Below are 20,002 nucleotides of genomic sequence, written 5' to 3'. Positions count from 1 at the left end.
GCCTCCAGCCTCCAGCCTCCAGCCTCCAGCCTCCAGCCTCCAGCCTCCAGCCTCCAGGCGCGAAGCGCGAAGCGCCTGCCTAATCCCCTTCCTTGGGGTTGAGCGGTGCCTTCATGTCACGTGGCCGCACCATCCAGAAATAGGCCAGTTCCTCGCGGTAGTTGTCGAGGATGTGGCGCGCTTTGGGGCTGCGGGTGCGGTTGTGGAAACTGGTGAGGATCTTTTTCAGGTAGAGTTTCCCTTCGTTGTCCTCGTCGACATCGATGCGCCGGGCCTCGACCAGTTCGCTGTTGAGCTTGTCAATGAAGTTCTTCTGCCGGTCATAGATGAACGCGACCCCGCCGGTCATTCCGGCGCCGAAGTTGATGCCGGTCTCGCCGAGGATGACGACGGTGCCGCCGGTCATGTATTCGCAGGCATGGTCGCCGGTTCCTTCCACCACCGCCAGGGCGCCTGAGTTGCGCACCGCGAAGCGTTCGCCGGTGGTCCCGGAAATGAACAGCTTGCCGCCGGTGGCGCCGTAGAGGCAGGTGTTGCCGGCGGCGGCGACGCCCGGGTAGTAGTTTTTCGGGATGATGATAATCCGTCCGCCGCTGATCCCTTTGCCGACGTAGTCGTTGCCGACCCCGTCGAGCAGGATGCTGACGCCGTGAATCAGGAAGGCGCCGAGCGACTGGCCGGCGACGCCGTCCAGCTTGAGGGTGACCGCCTCCTTGGGCAGCCCCCGGTCGCCGTAGTATTTGGCGATCTCACCGCTGATCAGGGCGCCGATCGAGCGGTTGGTGTTGAACACCCGGCGCTCGATGACGATCTCTTCCTGCGGGTTCTTGATCACCGGGTAGATCTCTTTCAGGATCTGTTTCTCGAAGGTGTTGTCGTCAAAGGGGGGATTGGAGCGGGTCTTGACATTGACGCCGGGGACAACGCGCAGCAGCTCGGAAAAATCGAACTGCGAGGCTTTCGGTGAGTCGCTGACCTTGAGCAGGTCGGCGCGGCCGATGATTTCATCGAGGGAGCGATAGCCGAGTTCGGCAAGGATCTCCCGCACATCCTCGGCGACGTCACGCAGGTAGCTGACCACCTTTTCGACCGTGCCGACGTAGTGGGCGCGCAGGTTCTCGTCCTGGGTGGCAACGCCGACGGTGCAGCGGTTGAGATGGCAGACGCGCAGCAGCTTGCAGCCGAGCATCACCAGCAGGGTGGTGCCGAAGCCGTAGAACTCGGCGCCGAGCAGCGCCGCCTTGACCACGTCGCGGCCGATTTTCAGTCCGCCGTCGGTCTGCAGCTGCACCAGTTCGCGCAGGTTGTTGGCCTTCAGGCTCTGGTTGGCCTCGGCCAGACCCGGTTCCCAGGGATTGCCGGCGAACTTGATCGAGGTCTGCGGTGCCGCGCCGGTGCCGCCGTCGCTGCCGGAAATAACGATCCGGTCGGCGTAGCACTTGGCCACCCCGGCGGCGATGGTACCGACTCCCTCGCTGGAGACCAGCTTGACGCAGATGCGCGCCTCGGGGTTGACCTGCTTGAGATCGAAGATCAGCTGGGCGAGATCTTCGATCGAGTAGATGTCGTGGTGCGGCGGTGGTGAGATCAGGGTGACGCCGGGGATGGTGTAGCGCAGCGAGGCGATCAGCGGTGTTACCTTTTCGCCCGGCAGCTGCCCGCCTTCGCCGGGCTTGGCGCCCTGGGCGACCTTGATCTGGATCTCCTCGGCGCTGCGCAGGTAGGCCGGGGTGACGCCGAACCGGCCCGAGGCGATCTGCTTGATCCGGCTGTTGTGAATCGATTTCAGGCGTTCCGGGGCTTCCCCCCCCTCACCGCTGTTGGAGCAGCCGCCGAGGATGCCCATCGCTTCGGCCAGCGCCATGTGTGCTTCCGGGGAGATCGAGCCGAGGGACATGGCGGCCGAATCGAAGCGCCGGGTGATCGCTTCGACCGGTTCGACCTGGTCGAGGGGGATCGGTTGGCGGTCGCTGGAAAATTCGAGAAAATCGCGGATGAACTGCTGGCCGCGCTGTTCCAGCATCTGTCGCACCCTAAGATAGTCCTCGCGTCTGCGGCTGGCGGCGTAGGTGTGCAGGCCGGTGATGACGCGGGCATGAAAATCGTGGTACTCGCCCCCCGGGTTGTTGCGGTTGACGCTGCCGACCGCCAGCGGGTAGACCGGCAGCATGTGGTTGCGGGCAAACTCCCGGTCATGGACCCGGCGGATGCGTTCTTCGATGGCGGCGAAATCGAGACCGGGAAGCAGGGCGCTGGAGGCCGGAAAACAGCTTTCCACCACTTCGGTCGAGAGGCCGATGATGTCGAACAGGGCCGCGTTGCGGTAGCTGGTGACGGTACTGATGCCCATTTTCGAAATGATTTTCAGGATTCCCCTGGTCAGGGCTTCGTAAATATTTTTCAGGCCGATGCGGGTTTCCCGCGGGCTGGCATTCTGGCGCCGCAGTTCCTGCAGCCCGGTGGCATAGGCGAGCCAGGGATAGATGGCGACGGCGCCGTAGCCGATCAGCACGCAGGCATCGTGGGGGTGGGTTACCTCGCCGGTGATCGCCACCAGGCTGGCGAGGTGGCGCAGGTTTTCGGCCAGCAGCCTCCGACTGAGATAGCCGACCACCATCGCCATCGGCATCAGCCGGGTCTGCTCATCGAGGCAGCGGTCATCGAGCAGCACCACCCGCACCCCCTCGTCACGCACCGCTTTGCAGACCTGGTCACCCAGGGCATCCAAAGCGCCCCTGAGATCCTTTTTAAATCCGGTGGAGAAGCTCTGGTGTCGGTACATTGGTTCGAAGCGCGGCCTGCTTGGATCGCCGAAGGAGAGCAGGGCGTCGAAGATGTCCCGCGACAGGATCGGTGAGATGCTTTTCAGCCGGCCGGCCCTCTCGGGGGTTTCGATCAGCGGGTTGCCGATCTCGCCGATGCCGATGGTGGTCGACATCACCACCTTTTCCCGGTAGGGATCGATCGGCGGGTTGGTGACCTGGGCGAATTTCTGCCGGAAGAAGTGGCTGAACTTGCGCTGGACTTCGGAAAAGGCCGCCATCGGGGTGTCGTCCCCCATCGACCCGGTCCCTTCCTTGCCAAGGCGCAGCATCGGCTTGAGAACCTGCTCGACCGTCTCGTTGGTGACATTGTGATAGCGCTGCAGCCGGTCGAGATCCGGGTAGCTGTAGTCGGAGAGGTCCTCGAACTGCAGTTCGATGAATTCCTGCAGGTAGTAGGTGCGGTCGGTCAGCCATTCACTGTAGGGCTGGGAGTTCATCAGGTAGCGGTCGATGTCGCGGGTGAAGAAGATCTCTCCTTGTTCAAGGTCGGCGGCGATCATCTCGCCGCTCTGCAGCCGACCGCGGGCCTTAACCTTGTCCGGCGGAGTGCCGAGGACGCCGTACTCGCTGGTCAGCAGCAGCTTGTCATCGCTGGTGATGACGTACTTGGCCGGCCGCAGGCCGTTGCGGTCGAGCACACAGCCGACATAACGGCCGTTGCTGAGGCAGACCCCGGCGGGGCCGTCCCAGGGTTCCCAGGCGGCCGAGGTGTACTCGTAGAAGGAGCGCAGCCTGGCCGGCATGTGGGCGACGTTGTGGCGGGCCGGCGGAATCAGCATCCGGACCGCCTTGAAGAAGTCAACGCCGTTGATCAGCAGGAATTCAAACATGTTGTCAAGGCTGGCGCTGTCAGATCCCTCCGGTTGCAGGATCGGCAGCAGGCGTTGCAGTTCCTCATCGGAGAAGACCGGGCTGTGCATCGCCGCCGACTTGGCCAGGGTGTTGATCCGGTTGGCTCGGATCGAGTTGATTTCACCGTTGTGGGCGAGGTTGCGCAGCGGTTGGGCGAGGCGCCACTGCGGCAGGGTGTTGGTGGAGAAGCGCTGATGAAAAAGGACGAAGCTGGACTTGAATTCTTCCTGCCCGAGGTCGGGGTAGAGTTCTTTCAGGTAGGCCGGCATCACCAGCCCCTTGTAGGAGATCAGGGTGCGGGAGAAACTCGGGATGTAGAACCGGTCGTCGTTGCCGAGTTGGTGTTCGGCCTCCTTGCGGGTCAGGTAGAGCAGCGCGTCGAAGCGGCGAGTGGCGATCAGTTCGGCGGGGATGACAAAAGCCTGGACGATGTTCGGCAGCCGTTCCCGGGCGTAATCGCCGAGGGCTTCAGTGTTGATCGGAACCTCGCGGAATAGCACCACCTGCAGGTCATTACGGGTGCAGATTTCGCTGAAGACCGCCTGCTGGGACTGCGGATCGGAGAGAAACAGGGTGGCGATGGCAAAGCTGTCCGGCAGGGAAACACCTTCTTCCCGGGCCGCCCGGCGCATCAAATCGACCGGCAACGAGCAGAGCAGCCCACAGCCGTCGCCGGTTTTGCCGTCGGCGGCGACCGCTCCGCGGTGAACCATCCGTTCCAGGGCGCGGATGGCATCTTCGATCAGTCCATGGCTCGGCCGGTTGCGCAGATTGGCAACCAGACCGACACCGCAACTGTCCTTGAATTGTTCAGCCAGGTTCATTGAAATCCTCAGGAAAAAGAAAGGAAGAGAATCGCGTGCCCGATGCCGGGATGCCTGACCCGAGATGTTCGCAAAAGGTCAAAAATCACGCTCAGTTGAGTTGCCCCTGATTCAGGTTGAAAGTATACCGCAGAAATGAAACCTTTGGCAGGTCAGCTTTCAAGGGTGTTCAGAAAGCGACCCAAATTAAGATTTTCCCCGGTTTATGCCGAGGGCGAATGGAGTTACAGCACTCAGCCGGAACGCCTGCCGGATTTCATCGTTTGAATGATGTTCTGCGGGAGATAGAACTGGCGTTGCTTAATCATCGGATCGATCAGGGGCGAGACGGCTGAAGGTCAAGTGTCGGGAACGGCATCCCGTTGACCCTGATGATTCCAGGCCTGCTGCCAGTTTGCGCGGATCGTGCCATAGCTGAGTTTGCCCGGCAGCCGACAGTGAATCTCACCGCTGGTCAGGGTTTCGAGTTCGGGGATCAGCCCCAGGCACTGGCAGGGACGCTGTTCTTCATCCAGTCTGCAGCCCCGCTTGCCGAGGAAAACACAGCCCTGCTCATTGCTGCGCGGCGCCGGTACCGGTACCCCGCTGTAGTCCCGCAGCTGCAGGCCGAGGTCCGCGATCCGTGTCCGCAGTTTCTCAAGGGACGGCAGGTGGCCGGCAAAAAAGAGCGCCGCGAAGCGTTGCGGATCGGCCCAACAGCCGGGATGTCCCTGGCAGCAGAGCCCACCGCACTGGCGGCAGAGCTGCGGATCGAGATGAATCTGCATGCGTTCCCGGTTCACTGTCTGTTCCTGCTGTTGCGGCGGCGGCCCGTTCCCCGTTTCCCCCTCCTTCTTTGCTCCCCTCCAGCATTCGTTTCGCTGAATTGACGCGCCAGCCGCTCCAGCCCCGCCGCGTGCAGGCTGCGGACGATCTTCGGCAGCTCTTCCGGTCGGTACCAGAACAGCATCCGGTGCTGCTCCTGCCGTCGGTGGTCGGTTGTGGCAGAGGTGATCGGCCGGCCGCTGTGGGGATCGATGCCGGTGGCGTACATTTCCGAGGCCAGGGTCATCGGCGTCGGGGTGAACAGCTGCACCTGTTCGACCCGGTAGCCGAGTTCACGGGTCTTCAAGGCCAGTTCAGCCATCTCTTCCAGTCCGCAGCCGGGGTGTCCCGAGATCAGGTAGGGGATCAGCTGCTGGTTCAGGTTATGTTCGCGGCAGATCTGCTCGAAACGGCGCTTCAGTTCCCGGAACATGGCGAAGGAGGGTTTGCGCATCAGCGCCAGCACCGTATCCGAGGCGTGTTCCGGGGCGACCTTGAGACGTCCGGAGACATGCCGGGTCACCAGCTGCTTCAGGTATGCGGCGTGGTCGGCGGCAAGGCCTTTGTCGTCGGTGGGATGCATGAACAGATCGTAGCGCAGGCCGGAGCCAATATGGACGTGGCGTACCGCGGGGTGGCTGGCGACCTTGCGGTAGAGGTCGATCAGCGGCCGATGGCGGGTGTCGAGGTTGGCGCAGACCGCCGGGTGCAGGCAGCTCGGGCGGGTGCAGTGACGGCACGGTTCAAGATCCTTCCCCTGCATGCGGTACATGTTGGCGCTCGGGCCGCCAAGGTCGGAAAGGGTGCCGTTGAAGCCGGGGCGGGCGGTCAGCTGCTCCAGTTCGGCCAGGATCGAGGCCTCGCTGCGGCTGGTGATGAATTTTCCCTGGTGAGCGGAGATGGTGCAGAAAGAACAGCCGCCGAAACAGCCGCGATGCAGGGTGATCGAATCCTTGATCATCTCGAAGGCGGGAATTGTCTTCCCCCGGTAGCGCGGGTGCGGCAGCCGGGTGTAGGGCAGGGCGAAGCTGCGGTCCAGTTCCTTTTCGTTCAGGAGAGCGGCCGGCGGGTTGATGACCAGCATCTTTTCATTGACCCGCTGCAGGAAACGCACCCGGCTCTGCAGGCGGTTACTCTCAGTTTCTATCCGGGCGAAATTTTTTGCCTGCAGTTTTTTGTTTTTCAGACAGTTTTCGTGGGACGCCAGTTCTTCATCCCGCCAGTTGCGGCACCGTGGTATGGCGTCCACGGGACGCAGCAGGGCGGTTTGTTCGAGAGTGTCGAGACGCTCGAAGGGAACGCCGCGCTGCAGCAGCCGGACGATTTCGGTCAGCGGTTTTTCGCCCATGCCGTAGACCAGCAGGTCGGCGCCGCTGTCGGCGAGGATTGTCGGTTTGAAGCTGTCGGACCAGTAGTCGTAATGCGTGACGCGCCTGAGACTCGCCTCGATGCCGCCGATCACCACCGGGGTTTCGGGATAGAACCGCTTGAGGATGCGGCTGTAGACGCTGACCGCGTAGTCGGGTCGCATCCCGGACCGGCCTCCGGCGGTGTAGGCGTCGTCGGAGCGTCGCCGGCGGTTGGCGGTGTAGTGGTTGACCATCGAATCCATGCAGCCGGCGGTAACGGCGAAGAACAGCCGGGGGGCGCCGAGCTTACGGAAGTCGCGCAGGTCGTCACGCCAGTTCGGCTGCGGCAGCACCGCCACCTTCAGCCCGAGATCTTCCAGCAGCCGGCCGATGACCGCGCCGCCGAAACTGGGGTGGTCGACGTAGGCGTCACCGGAGACGATGATCACATCGGCCTGTTGCCAGTCGCGGGCCTGCATCTCGGCCCGGCTGGTCGGCAGCCAGGCACTGAGGGGAATATCGCGGGGGATCTCGGTCATCGGGAGATGGGTTCGCTTGATCGCATTTTTTCAAGATACCCGGCCGGCGCCAGAGGGGTCAAGGTGAATGGCGTGGTCGAGGTCTCTGGAACCTTGTCCTTTGGACAGTCATTGTGAGGAGTGACCTGGAGGGGGCAATGAAGGCTGTCCCGCTCTGTCGACCCCCTGCTCGCTGTTCTACAGGGGGGATTGAGGGGGGGGGGGCTGCTCAGCCCTCATCGTCAATTCGCAGCTCTATCACCGGCGGGATGGCCTCATTCTCCAGGCTCTCCCTCATCCGGGTGACAAAAGGTGGCAGTTGCAGTCCGAAAAAGACTTCGGGCTCGGTCGGCAGTTTTTCGATCCCCAGTTCGACCAGCATCCGGGCGTTGTCCGGTTCGCCGCCCGCCAGCTTGAGGAATCCGGCGGCGATCTGGATCAATCCCTGGAAAAAAAGACCATTGACCGTTTCGCGCCCCTCCGCCAGCCAGACCTGCTCGAAAGCGGTATGGGCTTCCCAGAAATAGCCGTGGTTGAAAAGGTCGACGCCATAGAGATAGGGTTCACAGCCGGGCCAGTTTCGTTGCGAACAGGAGAGGGGGATCGGTTCGGGCAGCCCGTAGCTGTGACCGCGCGGGTCGCGGGTCGGGTGCGGGGTCCGGTCGAGCCGGTGACGGTAGGCGGGGAAGGGCTGGTCCGAGTAGCGTCGCATGGCGGTCTCCTGAAATCAGTCCTGAGTTTCACCAGAAGCATACCAATTATCAGGGCGGGTGGTTTGCCGTCCATGAAAATGTCTTGATTTCCTGGTCGAGGCTGGTAACCTGCGGCGGTGCTGTCAACCTACCTGAAGCTCTTCGCCGCCGCCTTCTTCTGGGGTGGGACCTTCGTCGCCGGCCGGTTCCTGGCTGCTGACGTCCATCCGGCGACGTCGGCTTTCTTCCGCTTCCTGTTCGCCTCGCTGCTGCTGGTGGCGGCCACCCGGCGTCTGGAGGGACGGCTGCCGAAACTCGACCGCCGGCAGCTGCTGGCCGTCAGCTCGCTGGGGCTGACCGGTATCTTTGCCTACAACCTCTTCTTCTTCAACGGATTGACCGAGATCGGTGCCGGTCGGGCGGCGCTGATCATCGCTCTCAACCCGGTCGCCATCACCCTCTGTTCGGTCCTGGTCTACCGGGAATCCCTGCCCTTCAGCCGGCTGCTGGGCATCCCCCTGTCGATCTTCGGCGCCATGCTGGTCATCACCCGGGGCAACCCGGAGCTGATCCTTCAGGGCGGCATCGGTCGCGGCGAGTTGCTGATTTTCGGCTGCGTTCTCTCCTGGACGCTCTACTCGGTGATCGGCAAGACCGCCATGCGGGGGTTGTCGCCGCTGGCCGCCGTCTGCTGGTCGTCCCTTGCCGGGACTCTGTTGCTGCTGATTCCGGCGCTGCTGCAGGGCAGCTTCGCCGAAGCCCTCGGGCTCGCCTTCTCCTCCTGGCTGAGCATCGGCTATCTCGGCCTGTTCGGCACCGTGGTCAGTTTCCTCTGGTACTTTCAGGGGATTGAGGCCATCGGTCCGTCGCGGGCCGCGGTCTTCATCAATTTTGTCCCGGTCAACGGGGTGCTGCTTGCCACCCTGCTACTCGGTGAAGCCCTCAGCCCGTCGCTGCTGGTCGGCGGCATCCTGGTTGTCACCGGTGCCTGTCTGGCCAATGCCCCCCGTCCCCTGTTCCGGCGCTGTAAATAATCCTTCTCTCTTTTTTTTGACAAAGCCCGGCTCACTGCTAAGATTTACTGGAATAGTCAGGAATACAGGGGAGGGGTGGCTGAACTGACGACAGTTTCCCGCCTGGCGAACTCTTTTCCTCTTGACGAATTCAACCTGTTGCCGAACCCGGCAGATGGGACTTCATATTCCGCGACGGGTTCACACCTCGATACACCCGTGAGGAGGCAGAAAGATGAGACGAACATTTTCCGCAATCGCCATGCTGTTGGCAAGTAGTGCGTTTCTTTTCGGTTGTGCCGCTCAACAGGCCGGGATGGCGCCGATGACTTTCAACCCGGCGACTTTTGAGGCTGGTAAGTACCAGCCCAAGGTGAACAATGCGCTGTTCATCCTGGACAGTTCGATGACCATGGCTATGGAAGGAAGCGGCACCAACTTCCAGGATGCCAAGGGGGTGATCGGCGGGATCAATCGCAGCCTGCCCGCCGACCTTGGTTTCAATGCCGGGTTACGCCATTTCGGTCTCCATTCAAAGCAGATGGCCGCTGAAACCGAGTTGATCTATGGACTTGCCCGATACAGCCGCAGTGGTTTGCAGCAGGGTCTCGATGCTGTCAAGGAGGCCGGCGGCAACAGCCCGCTGGCGGAGGCCCTGATGGCGGCCGGGCAGGATCTCGGTGGAGCTGGCGGCAAGAATGCCATCGTGGTGGTCAGCGATGGACTGCAGATGAGTGACGCCCCGGTTGCGGCCAAAAAACTGGTTGAGGCCTTTGGCGGCAATCTCTGTATTCATACCATCGCTGTCGGTGGTTTCCCCCAGGGGGAAAAGGCCCTGCAGCAGGTCGCGGCAGCCAGTAGCTGTGGTTCGTCACAGACCGCGGCGAGCCTCGCCGACTCCGGGGCCATGGCGGCTTTTGTTGAAAAGGCGTTCCTGCAGCGCAAAGCGGCTCCGGTGGATGGGGATGATGATGGCGACGGCGTACCCAACAGCCGTGACAAGTGCCCGAATACACCGCGTGGAGAATTCGTCGATGAGGACGGCTGCAGCCTGAAGCTGACCCTGCACATCAATTTCGATTTCGACAAGGCTGAAATCAAGCCGGAGTTCAAGGCCGATCTCGATCGGGCGGCCGCCTTCATTCGTGAGCACAGTCAGGTGCCGTTCATCCTGATCGCCGGTCACACCGACCATACCGGGAGTGCGGAGTACAATCAGAAACTCTCCGAGGCTCGTGCCAGGGCCATTCGTGATTACCTGATTGCCAATTATGGGATTGACAGCAAGCGGCTGCTCTCCAGGGGCTACGGCAAGAGTCGGCCGGTTGCCGACAACAAGACCAAGGAAGGGCGCTATCAGAATCGGCGGGTGGAGATTATCTGCTGTGTTCTGCCGCCCGAGTAGGAGACTGATGTTGACGGATCAAAAAAGCAGGGGCCTTCGGGCCCCTGCTTTTTTGATGGCGTGAGGACGCCGGCTTTTTCATCAACTCTGCGTTGCTGCCCCGCTTCGCTTGTGCGACGTGGCTTCCGCTACGCCTCCGCGCTCAGCGAGGCAGCGCCTTGATTTGATAAAAAATCCAGCGTCTTGGAACTGTGGTGTGGATGGGGCTGGTTGTGATAAGTGAAACGTGCCATTGCAGCCTGCAGTCGAATTCTGTACACTCGGCGTGAATTTTCGGACGAAGGATCTGTGATGATACTTGGATTTGCCGGCAAGGCCGCCTCGGGGAAAACCACCGCCGCCCACCATCTTGCTCCCCTGCTTCAACGTGAAACGCTGATTGTGCCGATGGCGATGCTGCTGCGCGACGAGGTCGAGGGTTTTCTGCGTCAGGTTGGCGCCGTCGACCATGTGCCCCTGGTCTACGGCAGCCAGGAGGATAAGGTTCGTACCTTTTATATCGATCAGGAAAAAGCCCTTGAGGTTTGCCCGCCTTGGGCGGATTTTATCCGTATCAACAGTGCCATCCAGGATCGTCCGGGACAGACGGCCCTGACCGTGCGCCTGATTCTGCAGTGGTGGGGGACCGAATACCGCCGCGCCCGGGAGCCCGATTACTGGACCCGGGCCTGGACGCGGAAGGTGCGTGATTACGATCTCGACAGGGTTCACATCCTGGTCGATGATGTGCGTTTCATGAACGAACTGCGCTCCATCCGGGAACTTGACGGCAGGATTATCAAGATCGAGCGTCCTGGCTACGCCGCCGCCGGAAATCACGCCAGTGAAACCTCGCTCGACGGTTTCGACGCCTGGGACGACATCATTCTCAATGACGGCAGTCTTGAACTGTTCAAGTCCAGGGTGGCCGAGTTGCCTCGGGTTCTGTCCATTGACAGCTGATTCCGGGAACGGGGCATCCGTGAGAAAACCGCCGGCAAATCATTTCAGCTCTCATGATCTGATCGTCATCGGCGGCGGTCCCGCCGGGATCTTCGCCGCCGGCTTTGCCGCTCTCAACGGTGCCCGGGTGATGTTGCTCGAAAAGAACCGACGCTGCGGCGCCAAGCTGCTGATCACCGGCAAGGGACGTTGCAACGTAACCCACGACGAGGATGATCCGCGGCACTTTGCCGAGGCGTTCGGGCGCAATGGCAAGGCCCTGCTGACGGCTCTCTATGCCTTCGGGCCACGGGATGTTGTCGATTTTTTCAGGCAACGCGGACTGGACCTGAAAACCGAGCGGGGCGGGCGGGTTTTTCCGGCCCGTGGCGGGGCGGTCGATGTGCAGCAGATCCTGGACCGCTTTCTGCGTGACTGCGGAGTCGAACTCCGCACCGGCTGCGAGGTCAGGCGCCTGCAGGTGGAGGATGGCCGCATAAGCGGGGTGGTGACCGGCCGCGGTGTTTTCCGGGCGGCCCGCTACCTGGTTGCCACCGGCGGGCTCTCCTATCCCGAAACCGGCTGTACCGGTGACGGTTACGCCTGGGCTGAAGCGAGTGGTCACCGACTGGTCAAACCGGAAGCGGCATTGATGCCGATTCGGCTGGCCGAAGACTGGACCGGGGAATGGTGCCGCCTCAATCTGAAAAATATCCGCATCGTCGTCCTGCTCGACGGCTCGCCGCTCGATGAACGTTTCGGCGAGGCTTTCTTCACCCGCACCGGCATTGGCGGGCCGATCATCCTCGATATGAGTTCCGCTATCCGCGAGGCTTTGACAAAGGGGAAAGTTTCGCTGGAGGTTGATTTTAAACCGGCGGTCAGTGAAGAGTTGTTCGACAAACGCCTGCAGCGCGAACTTGCGGATCATGCCAACAGGGATTTCCGCAATGCCCTCGGCAAGCTGCTGCCGCGCGACATGATCCCCCGTTTCATCCTGCTTTCCGGCATCGATCCCGGCAAGAAATGCCACTCCGTCACCCGCGCCGAACGTCGGGGGCTGCTGGAGTTGTTCAAGCGCCTGCCGCTGCGGGTCACCGGTCACGAAGGGATGAAGAAGGCGATCGTCACTTCGGGCGGCGTTTCTCTCAAGGATGTCGACATGCGCAGCCTGCGCTCGAAGAAAATCGAGAACCTCTATTTCGCCGGCGAAATGCTTGATATCGACGGGCCGACCGGCGGTTTCAACCTGCAGGTCTGCTGGTCGACCGGCTACCTGGCCGGAGTCAGCGCCGCCCGGATGGAATCCTGAATCCGGATTGATTCAGTACATTCTTCGGCCAGCCTGCCGAGGGTTTTTACGCGCTTCCCACGCCTTGAAGAAATAGTCGACCGTGTCGATGCCTGGCGGCAGCTCGACCCAGATCGCGGCCCCGCCGGATGGAAAGCCGGCCCGGGTTTCAGCCGGGAAATGGCGGTGCAGGCTGAGCAGCAACGCTTCCATCTGGTTGTGGATAGCCCCGCGCAGGCGGCGCAGGTGGCGCTCGAAGTAGCCTTCACGCAGGAAGGCGGCAATTGCCATCTGAGTGGGAGAGGCGGTGCAGATGTTGGTCGTGGTTTTAAGGTCCAGGGCCTTGCCGTAGTGGCGGCCGGGAATCATCCAGCCGACCCGGTAGCCCGGCGCGATGGTCTTGGAGAAGGAGGAACAGTAAATCACCTCGCCCGCGTCATCGAAACTCTTGCAGCATCGCGCCCGCCCGGCACCAAAGTAGATTTCGCCGTAGACATCATCCTCGATCAGGGGAATACTCCGTTCGCCGAGCAGACGCACGATCTCTTCTTTGCGTGTGTCCGTGGTCAGACTGCCATCGGGGTTGTTGAAGTTCGGAACCAGGATCGCCGCGCGGATCTCAAAGCGTTCGATGGCGCGGTGATCTGCTTTTCGACCCTGCGGTAGCGGAATTCATTGTGGTCCATCTCTGTCTCCCGAAAAACTGTTATGTTTGTTTTTTATGTTATCTGTATCTGTTTTGTAAACAGTTTTCGGGTTTGAATGGAGCATTCCAAAACCGGGAGGTGTTATGAAAACAGTTGGTCTGTTGGGCGGCATGAGTTGGGAATCGACCCTTTTGTACTACCAGATTCTCAACCAGGGAGTGCGTGAACGACTCGGAGGATTACATTCGGCCAAAATCATCATGCACAGCGTTGATTTCGCCGAGATTGAGCAGCTGCAGGTCAGCGGCCGCTGGCAGCAGGCGGGAGCAATGCTCGGTGCCGCCGCCCGGGGACTGCAGCAGAGCGGCGCCGATATGGTGCTGATCTGTACCAACCTGATGCACAAGGTGGCGCCGCAGGTCGCAGCCCGGATCGATGTACCGTTGCTGCACATCGCCGATGCCGTCGGTCGCGATTGTTTGGCCAGGGGCGTGACCAGGGTCGGCCTGCTTGGTACCCGTTACACCATGGAGGAAGGTTTTTACCGGGATCGACTGCGGGAGGGTTTCGGAATCGAGGTGGTCATCCCCGAAGAGGAAGAGCGGGAACTGGTGCATCAGGTTATCTTCGCGGAGCTCTGTCGCGGGCAGTTCACCGACTCCTCGCGTCGAGCCTACCTGCAGATTATCGACCGGTTGCGCGGACTCGGAGCGCAGGGAGTTGTTCTCGGTTGTACTGAAATCCCGCTGCTGATCAGGCCGGAACACACCGACATGCCGTTGTTCAATACCACCGAACTGCACGCGCGTTATGCCCTGGAGCGGATGTTCGCCGACGAGTGAATTGCTGACCGCTGATGAGGCAGGAAAAACCGGCAAAAAGGGCCGGTGCTGTTTGTTCACTGCACTGACCCTTTTTGCCGGCAATATGTTTTTCAGAGTTCCTTGGGCATGCAGACGTTGGCCGCATCGTGGACCTTGACACCGCAGTTGGTGCAGGCGAAACGGGGGTTTTCAAATATCTTGTCGACTTCGGGGTTGCGTTCCTTGCCGGCCAGCTGGCAGGCGTGCAGGTCGCAGTGTTCTTCGGGGTTCTGGCAACTGAATTCAGTCATGCTGTTCTCTCCCTTGTCAGTGTTTGCGGTCGGCGGGCTCCAACCTCTGAAGGTTGGACTGAACACCATTATAACCGAAAAGCACGCTTGTTGCCGATGACGAATCCCCGGCTGCTGTGATAGGATAGACTCCTCTATCCCCTACCGGTTCGAGGCGACTGTCGATGGTCAATCTGCTCCGCAATAACCCCCTGACTCATTTTTCACGTGGTTTCTTCTACCCCTTCGCCGGTGGGCGCTTCCTGATGAAGACGCCGCGATTGTGGAAATATGTACTGATTCCCTTTCTGATCAACACGGTGATTTTCTCTCTGGCCGTCTGGCTGGGGCTCGATTTTTTCAACAACCGGGTTGAGACGATGATTCCGAGCGGCGATGCCTGGTACTGGGCGACGCTTTATTACTTTCTCTGGCTGGTGGCGGTGGTGCTGACGGCGGTGCTGGTCTTCTTTTCTTTCACCGTGGTCGGCAACCTGATTTCGTCACCCTTCAATGATCTGTTGTCGGAGAAAACCGAGCTGGCGATTCGCGGAAAGGCTGAAGGTGTACCCTTTTCACTGCGTGAAATCGGGCGTATCCTGGTCGACGAATGCAGGAAACTGGTCGTTTTTGTCATCGGCATGGTGCTGCTGCTGCTATTGAATTTCATCCCCGGGTTCGGCACTCTGCTTTACTCAGTTCTCTCCTTCCTGTTCACCGTCTATTTTCTCGCCATCCAGTACACCAGTTATGTTTTCGGCCGCAAGGGACAGGGGTTTCGTGAACAGCGCCGCTTTATCGGCGGGCGCATGTTCATGGCCTTCGGCTTCGGTACCGGGGTTCTCTGCCTTCTGGCCATCCCTTTTCTGCAGTTTTTCTGTATCCCGTTGGCGGTGGTCGGCGCAACCCGGATGTGGTGTGACCAGCTTTCACCGACCGGGCCAGGGGAGGTTCTATGAAAGAAATTGCCCTGCAGGCGGCAGTCGCGGGGGGGAAGGTGCTGCTGGAGAAATTCGGCCGGACCCTGCAGATTCGTCACAAGGGTGAAGTCGACCTGGTGACTGACGCCGACCAGGCGGCCGAAGAGATGATCGTCAATGTCATCCGGGGTATTTTCCCGCGCCACGACATCCTTGCCGAGGAGGGGGATTATGGTGTCCGGAAATCACCGTACCAGTGGATTATCGACCCGCTTGACGGCACCACGAACTTTGCCCACGGGTTGCCCTGGTGGACGGTTTCCATCGCCCTGGCAGTTGATGGTGAGGTCGTGCTCGGTGTTGTCTACAACCCCGCGATGGGCGAGTTGTTCATCGCGGAAAAGGGACAGGGGGCCAGGCTCAATGACCGGCGGTTCCAGGTCTCAAAGACTGACCAGCTTGACCAGGCATTGCTGGCAACCGGATTCCCCTATGACCGGAAACAAAGCCCGGTCAATAATTACGATCACTTCGTTGCTTTCCAGCAGGCCGCCCAGGCCTGCCGTCGTCCCGGAGCGGCCAGCCTTGACCTGGTTTATACCGCCTGCGGTCGTTTCGACGGTTACTGGGAGATGAAACTCAAACCCTGGGATATCGCCGCCGGTCAGTTGATTGTCCGCGAGGCAGGGGGGCGGGTGAGTGATTTTTCCGATGCGCCGCTCGATATTCACGGTGCTGAAATTCTTGCCAGCAACGGCCTGCTGCACCAGGCGATGCTGGAGATTCTCGCCCGGGGGAAGCGTCCTTGAACGGGGCGAGGTGGGCAAGAACGATCCTGTCGCTGGTTTTTCTCCTGCTGTCGACTTCGTTCTGCTGTGCCGCTCTGAATGCCTCACAGAACAACCAGCTGGGTGTTGAGGCCTATCGGGTCGGTGATACCGCCAGGGCATTGGACTACCTGCGTCAGGCCCGGCAGGACCAGCCCTACGATGAGCAGATTCGAAAAAACCTCGCCGTCGTTCTGTTGGCCCGCGGTCATGAACTGCTGCGCCAGGGGAGATATCGTCAGGCCGGTGCCCTTTTTCATCAGGGGCAGGAACTGGCGCCGGACGATACCCGCTTTCTGCTCGCCCGGGCTCACGCCCTGATGGCGGAGAAAGCCTACGCCGAAGCCGAGGTGGTTCTCAACGAAGCTCTCGGCATCGATGATCAACAGGCGGGGGTGTGGCAGCTTCTCGGTCGGGTTGACTATCTCACCAATCGCCTGGAGAAGGCGATCGACGCCTGGAGAAGGGCTCTGGAACTGGACCCGGGAAATACGTCTCTCCAGGCGATGTTGGCCAAGGCCCGGCGGGAGGCCCAGGTCGAGTCGGGTATGGAACAGAGCTACACTTCCAGCTTTGTCCTTTCCTACGATGCGGCCGGCGATCCAGATCTCGGAGCTGAACTGCTCGATGTTCTTCACCAGGCCTATGTTGAACTTGGGGGGAACCTGGATGTTTATCCCGCCAGGCAGATTCCGGTGCTGATTTACACGCGTGCCGACTTCTCCCGCATTACCGCCTCGCCCGACTGGGCCGCGGGCCTTTACGACGGCAAAATCCGTATCCCGCTCGGTGGCGTGAAGCAGGTTTCCGCCCCCCTACAGGCGGTACTGTTCCATGAATACACCCATGTTGTCGTGCGGGAACTGGCCGGGAATCGTTGTCCGACCTGGCTCAACGAAGGTCTGGCCGAACTGGCCGGACGCGGGCGTTTTAATCCCCCCCTGCGGACCCTGGAACAGGCGCCGGCATTACTTGATTTCAACTCCCTGACCGGCAGCTGGAAAAATCTGCCGGCTGCCGAGATACGCCTGGCTTACGAACAGAGCTATTCTTTTGTCCGTTACCTGGTGAATGATTACGGCTGGTTTCAAATCGGGGATATCCTGCGGGATCTCGGCGCGGGAGCCCCCGCGGATGACGCCTTTGCCCGGGTTTTTGGATCCTATGGCCTGAGCCTGGCGGAATTGCAGCAACAGTGGAAACAGGATCTCGGTCGTTAGAACCACGATCAGAGAGACGAGCAAAAAGATTTTGAACAGGGGTTTGCCCGGATGGTCGGTCGTTGTATAATGGGAGAACCTCTGGGACTTCACTGATCGTTGGTCGCCCATGTCCGTGTTCGGAATCAAGGTCGTGGGCACAGCCGCAGCAAGGAGGATGTATGCCCCAGTTCAACCCTGCAGGAATCAATGACCCCCGCCCCGGATTGAAACAGCGCAGCGACAGCATCGACAGGGCCATCGACATCATGGACCGGCATGCCGCCGAGATGTCGGCAGTCGAAGCGGAAGTCCTCGAAGAGATGCGCAAGTGGGACCGGGAGTACAAGGATGAACGCCTGCACAGTGTGCCGCGGGCGCGCAAGCACCTGCGCTGATGTTGACAACTGAATGTAGATGAAAAAAACGGGCCCTGATTTTCAGGGCCCGTTCCAGTTTGTTGTCGGATTCCTTCGTTCGCCGGGATGTCAGGCGTTCCCGCCTGCCGGCGGCTGCATCTCGTCTTCAGGTGGTTCTTCGTTCTTGATCGTGACAATTTCCTCTTCGAGTCCTGCCGCGGCCTGGCGCATGCTGCCGAGGCCCTTGAGCATGTTCATGACATCCGGATGTTCCATGACATTGTCGTTGCCGTTCTGGTACAGGTCGTCGATTTTTTTACCAAGATCGGTGTGAGCGGTGGAAATCTTCTTGTGCAGTGAGGTCAGATCGATCTTTTTCTGCACAATCCGTTTGTACTGATTGGCGCGGAAGGTCGCGCTGTTCCAGGTTTCGACCGTGGCTCCCCAGAACTTCTCCATGGTTTTGCGTTCGTGTTGGTGGTCACTCTCAGGGGATGTCGGTTGCTGCTGCTGTTCTTCTTCTTCTTCTTTCATGACGTATCCTCCCGGGTCTGGGTGTTCATTCAGCATAGCAGCCACCGGGAAGACGTCAAGGCAGCCGCAGATCGCGAGATTTGCTCTTGTTCAGGCTGTGGGGATGGTCTAAACTCCTTAGTCTGATACAGACAATGGTCAAGAGTGTTCAATCTGTCCGTCAGGAGGGAAATTTCATGGTTAGAGAACCGGGTACAACACCTTTTCAGGTTGATTTGCGACGTCATCTGCGGGAACACGAGGAAGATCGGGACCTGACCAGGGTCATCTGCGAAATAGCCACCGCCTCGCGTTACGTGATCAACGCCATCCGCACCGGCGACCTGGGGGTTGCCGGTACGTCAAACCTCTACGGTGAGGAACAGTTGGCTCTTGATGTTCTCTCCGACCGGATCCTGCGCAAGCGGCTGATCCATTCCGGGGTGATTTCCACCATCGCCTCCGAAGAGACCGACGAGATCATCAATGTCAACCTGAACGGCAAGTATTCGATTACTTACGATCCTCTCGATGGCTCTTCCCTGGTTGATGTCAACCTTGCTGTCGGAACCATCATCGGTATTTACCGTGGCGACAACGTGTTGCAGCGCGGCCGCAACATGGTTGCCGCCATGTACATCCTCTATGGTCCCCGCTGTACCCTGGTCTACTCGACCGGCAGCGGCGTTCATGAATTTGCCATGAACTCGCTGATGGAATACACTCTGATTCAGGAGCATGTGAAGATGCAGCCGGCCGGAACCATCTATTCTCCCGGTGGGCAGCGCAACAAGTATTCTCCCGGAGTGGAAAAGTTCATCTCATCTCTGGAGGTGAAAGGTTCCAAGTTGCGCTACAGCGGCGGCTTTGTTCCGGATATCAACCAGGTGCTGATCAAGGGGCAGGGAATTTTCATGTATCCCCACCTTGAAGGCGCTCCGAACGGCAAGTTACGTTTGCTCTACGAACTGAATCCCATGGCTTTCATCATGGAACAGGCCGGGGGGGCTGCCTCCAATGGCCGGGAGCGGATTCTCGATATCGAACCGGAAGGAATTGACCAGCGGTCACCGGTTTTCATCGGCAGCAGGGAGGATGTGGCGATGGCCGAGAAGTTCATCGCCGAATTCGGCTAGGAGGCTGTCGGACTATCCATGAACTGGCTGCAAATCCGCGCGTTCGGCCCATATCCCAGCTCGATTGCAGCCTCATAGCCACTGCTATGAGGCTGCAATCGAGCTGAAATCTGTGCTCAAACGCTCGAATTTTCGCTTCAGTCTGTATAGCCCGACAGCCTCCTAGGCTGATTAAAAGACCTTTCCAAACAAAAGAAAGCCCGGAGCATCCGCTCCGGGCTTTCTTTGTTCTGCAGTGCCGGCCGGTTTTCAGGCCATGGCGGCTTTAACCTTCTCGAAGCCCATATTGTAGGCTTTTTCGTTGAGGTCCTTGAAGGCCTCGGGAACCCGGGAGAGAACCGCCTTGAGGCCGGACTCCTTGGCAACGACGCCGGTCAGGGCGATCATCGCTCCGAGGGCAACCACATTGGCGACGATGGCGCGGCCGATTTCTTCCTGAGCGGTGCGCATGATTGGTACCCGGACCACCTTGAAATCGCCCTCGGGGACGTTGGGTACGAAATCTTCGTCAAGCAGCAGCAGACCGCCGGGCTTGATGCCGTTGGCGTACTTGTCGCAGGCTACCTGGGTCATGGCGAGGCAGGCATCGACGATCGTCGCTTTCGGGTAGTCGATGGGACCATCCGAGATGATAACTTCCGACTTGGAGGCGCCGCCACGGGCCTCGGGGCCGTAGCTCTGGGACTGGACGGCACTTTTGCCCTCCACGATGCTGGCCGCCTCGGCCAGGATGATTCCGGCGGTGATCAGGCCCTGACCACCGGCACCGGAAAACCGAATTTCATAACGTTCAGCCATGGTTCAATTCTCCTTC

At 60.2% G+C, this 20,002-nt stretch carries 18 protein-coding genes; 10 read left to right on the top strand and 8 right to left on the bottom strand.

The window, feature by feature from the left end; translation table 11 throughout:
• Positions 1-79 precede the first annotated feature (79 nt).
• The 4 genes from gltB to C2E25_RS13270 all read right to left on the bottom strand — a co-directional run bounded on the left by gltB (position 80) and on the right by C2E25_RS13270 (position 7,884).
• Entirely contained in the window at positions 80-4,501 is a 4,422-nt protein-coding gene (gltB, locus tag C2E25_RS13285; RefSeq protein ID WP_103116215.1) for a glutamate synthase large subunit, read from the bottom strand.
• A gap of 338 nt (positions 4,502-4,839) precedes the next feature.
• Entirely contained in the window at positions 4,840-5,283 is a 444-nt protein-coding gene (locus C2E25_RS13280) for a hypothetical protein (protein ID WP_103116214.1), read from the bottom strand.
• Complete coding sequence (locus C2E25_RS13275) at positions 5,280-7,193, bottom strand: YgiQ family radical SAM protein (protein WP_103116213.1); 1,914 nt, start codon at positions 7,191-7,193, stop codon at positions 5,280-5,282. The genes C2E25_RS13280 and C2E25_RS13275 overlap by 4 nt, the downstream gene beginning before the upstream one ends.
• Before the next feature lie 208 nt (positions 7,194-7,401).
• A complete protein-coding gene (locus tag C2E25_RS13270; RefSeq protein ID WP_103116212.1) occupies positions 7,402-7,884 on the bottom strand; it encodes a DUF309 domain-containing protein in 483 nt (160 codons plus the stop codon).
• A 117-nt stretch (positions 7,885-8,001) separates the two neighbouring features.
• On the opposite strand from C2E25_RS13270, the gene C2E25_RS13265 reads away from it, so the two are divergent.
• The 4 genes from C2E25_RS13265 to C2E25_RS13250 all read left to right on the top strand — a co-directional run bounded on the left by C2E25_RS13265 (position 8,002) and on the right by C2E25_RS13250 (position 12,515).
• Positions 8,002-8,898 (top strand): DMT family transporter, encoded by an 897-nt coding sequence (locus C2E25_RS13265; protein WP_233189430.1) that lies wholly within the window; start codon positions 8,002-8,004, stop codon positions 8,896-8,898.
• 214 nt (positions 8,899-9,112) lie between these two features.
• Positions 9,113-10,282, top strand: coding sequence for an OmpA family protein (locus C2E25_RS13260; RefSeq protein WP_103116211.1), 1,170 nt, complete (start codon positions 9,113-9,115; stop codon positions 10,280-10,282).
• 291 nt (positions 10,283-10,573) lie between these two features.
• Complete coding sequence (locus C2E25_RS13255) at positions 10,574-11,224, top strand: hypothetical protein (RefSeq protein WP_103116210.1); 651 nt, start codon at positions 10,574-10,576, stop codon at positions 11,222-11,224.
• 19 nt (positions 11,225-11,243) lie between these two features.
• Complete coding sequence (locus tag C2E25_RS13250) at positions 11,244-12,515, top strand: NAD(P)/FAD-dependent oxidoreductase (protein ID WP_158247264.1); 1,272 nt, start codon at positions 11,244-11,246, stop codon at positions 12,513-12,515.
• A 12-nt stretch (positions 12,516-12,527) separates the two neighbouring features.
• Here C2E25_RS13250 and C2E25_RS13245 read toward each other — a convergent pair whose 3' ends face one another.
• Positions 12,528-13,097 (bottom strand): aminotransferase class I/II-fold pyridoxal phosphate-dependent enzyme, encoded by a 570-nt coding sequence (locus C2E25_RS13245; protein ID WP_269845115.1) that lies wholly within the window; start codon positions 13,095-13,097, stop codon positions 12,528-12,530.
• A 187-nt stretch (positions 13,098-13,284) separates the two neighbouring features.
• On the opposite strand from C2E25_RS13245, the gene C2E25_RS13240 reads away from it, so the two are divergent.
• Positions 13,285-13,983 carry an aspartate/glutamate racemase family protein gene (locus C2E25_RS13240; RefSeq protein ID WP_103116208.1) on the top strand — a complete coding sequence of 233 codons (699 nt, stop codon included), beginning with the start codon at positions 13,285-13,287 and terminating at the stop codon, positions 13,981-13,983.
• A gap of 92 nt (positions 13,984-14,075) precedes the next feature.
• Here C2E25_RS13240 and C2E25_RS13235 read toward each other — a convergent pair whose 3' ends face one another.
• A complete protein-coding gene (locus tag C2E25_RS13235) occupies positions 14,076-14,255 on the bottom strand; it encodes a hypothetical protein (RefSeq protein ID WP_103116207.1) in 180 nt (59 codons plus the stop codon).
• 164 nt (positions 14,256-14,419) lie between these two features.
• On the opposite strand from C2E25_RS13235, the gene cysZ reads away from it, so the two are divergent.
• The 4 genes from cysZ (at position 14,420) to C2E25_RS13215 (ending at position 17,578) form a co-directional block, all read left to right on the top strand.
• On the top strand, positions 14,420-15,193 hold the full coding sequence (gene cysZ, locus C2E25_RS13230; RefSeq protein ID WP_103116206.1) for a sulfate transporter CysZ: 774 nt from the start codon (positions 14,420-14,422) through the stop codon (positions 15,191-15,193).
• Positions 15,190-15,963 (top strand): inositol monophosphatase family protein, encoded by a 774-nt coding sequence (locus C2E25_RS13225; protein WP_103116205.1) that lies wholly within the window; start codon positions 15,190-15,192, stop codon positions 15,961-15,963. Before cysZ ends, C2E25_RS13225 begins: the two co-directional genes overlap by 4 nt.
• Complete coding sequence (locus C2E25_RS13220; protein WP_103116204.1) at positions 15,960-17,201, top strand: tetratricopeptide repeat protein; 1,242 nt, start codon at positions 15,960-15,962, stop codon at positions 17,199-17,201. Before C2E25_RS13225 ends, C2E25_RS13220 begins: the two co-directional genes overlap by 4 nt.
• A gap of 161 nt (positions 17,202-17,362) precedes the next feature.
• Positions 17,363-17,578: a hypothetical protein gene (locus C2E25_RS13215; RefSeq protein ID WP_103116203.1), complete on the top strand. Its 216-nt coding sequence runs from the start codon at positions 17,363-17,365 to the stop codon at positions 17,576-17,578.
• Between the two features lie 90 nt (positions 17,579-17,668).
• Here the strand turns inward: C2E25_RS13215 and C2E25_RS13210 are convergent, their stop codons facing one another.
• Positions 17,669-18,073: a hypothetical protein gene (locus C2E25_RS13210; RefSeq protein WP_103116202.1), complete on the bottom strand. Its 405-nt coding sequence runs from the start codon at positions 18,071-18,073 to the stop codon at positions 17,669-17,671.
• A 176-nt stretch (positions 18,074-18,249) separates the two neighbouring features.
• Here C2E25_RS13210 and C2E25_RS13205 point away from each other — a divergent pair, with 176 nt between their 5' ends.
• Positions 18,250-19,188 (top strand): class 1 fructose-bisphosphatase, encoded by a 939-nt coding sequence (locus C2E25_RS13205; protein WP_103116201.1) that lies wholly within the window; start codon positions 18,250-18,252, stop codon positions 19,186-19,188.
• A gap of 249 nt (positions 19,189-19,437) precedes the next feature.
• Here C2E25_RS13205 and C2E25_RS13200 read toward each other — a convergent pair whose 3' ends face one another.
• A complete protein-coding gene (locus tag C2E25_RS13200; protein ID WP_103116200.1) occupies positions 19,438-19,986 on the bottom strand; it encodes a 2-oxoacid:acceptor oxidoreductase family protein in 549 nt (182 codons plus the stop codon).
• Positions 19,987-20,002 lie beyond the last annotated feature (16 nt).

This window comes from Geothermobacter hydrogeniphilus (assembly GCF_002898515.1).
In the GTDB taxonomy this organism is placed as follows: Bacteria; Desulfobacterota; Desulfuromonadia; order Desulfuromonadales; family Geothermobacteraceae; genus Geothermobacter_A.
Note: the sequence above shows the minus strand (reverse complement) of the source record. Positions and strands in the feature narration are given on the sequence as shown.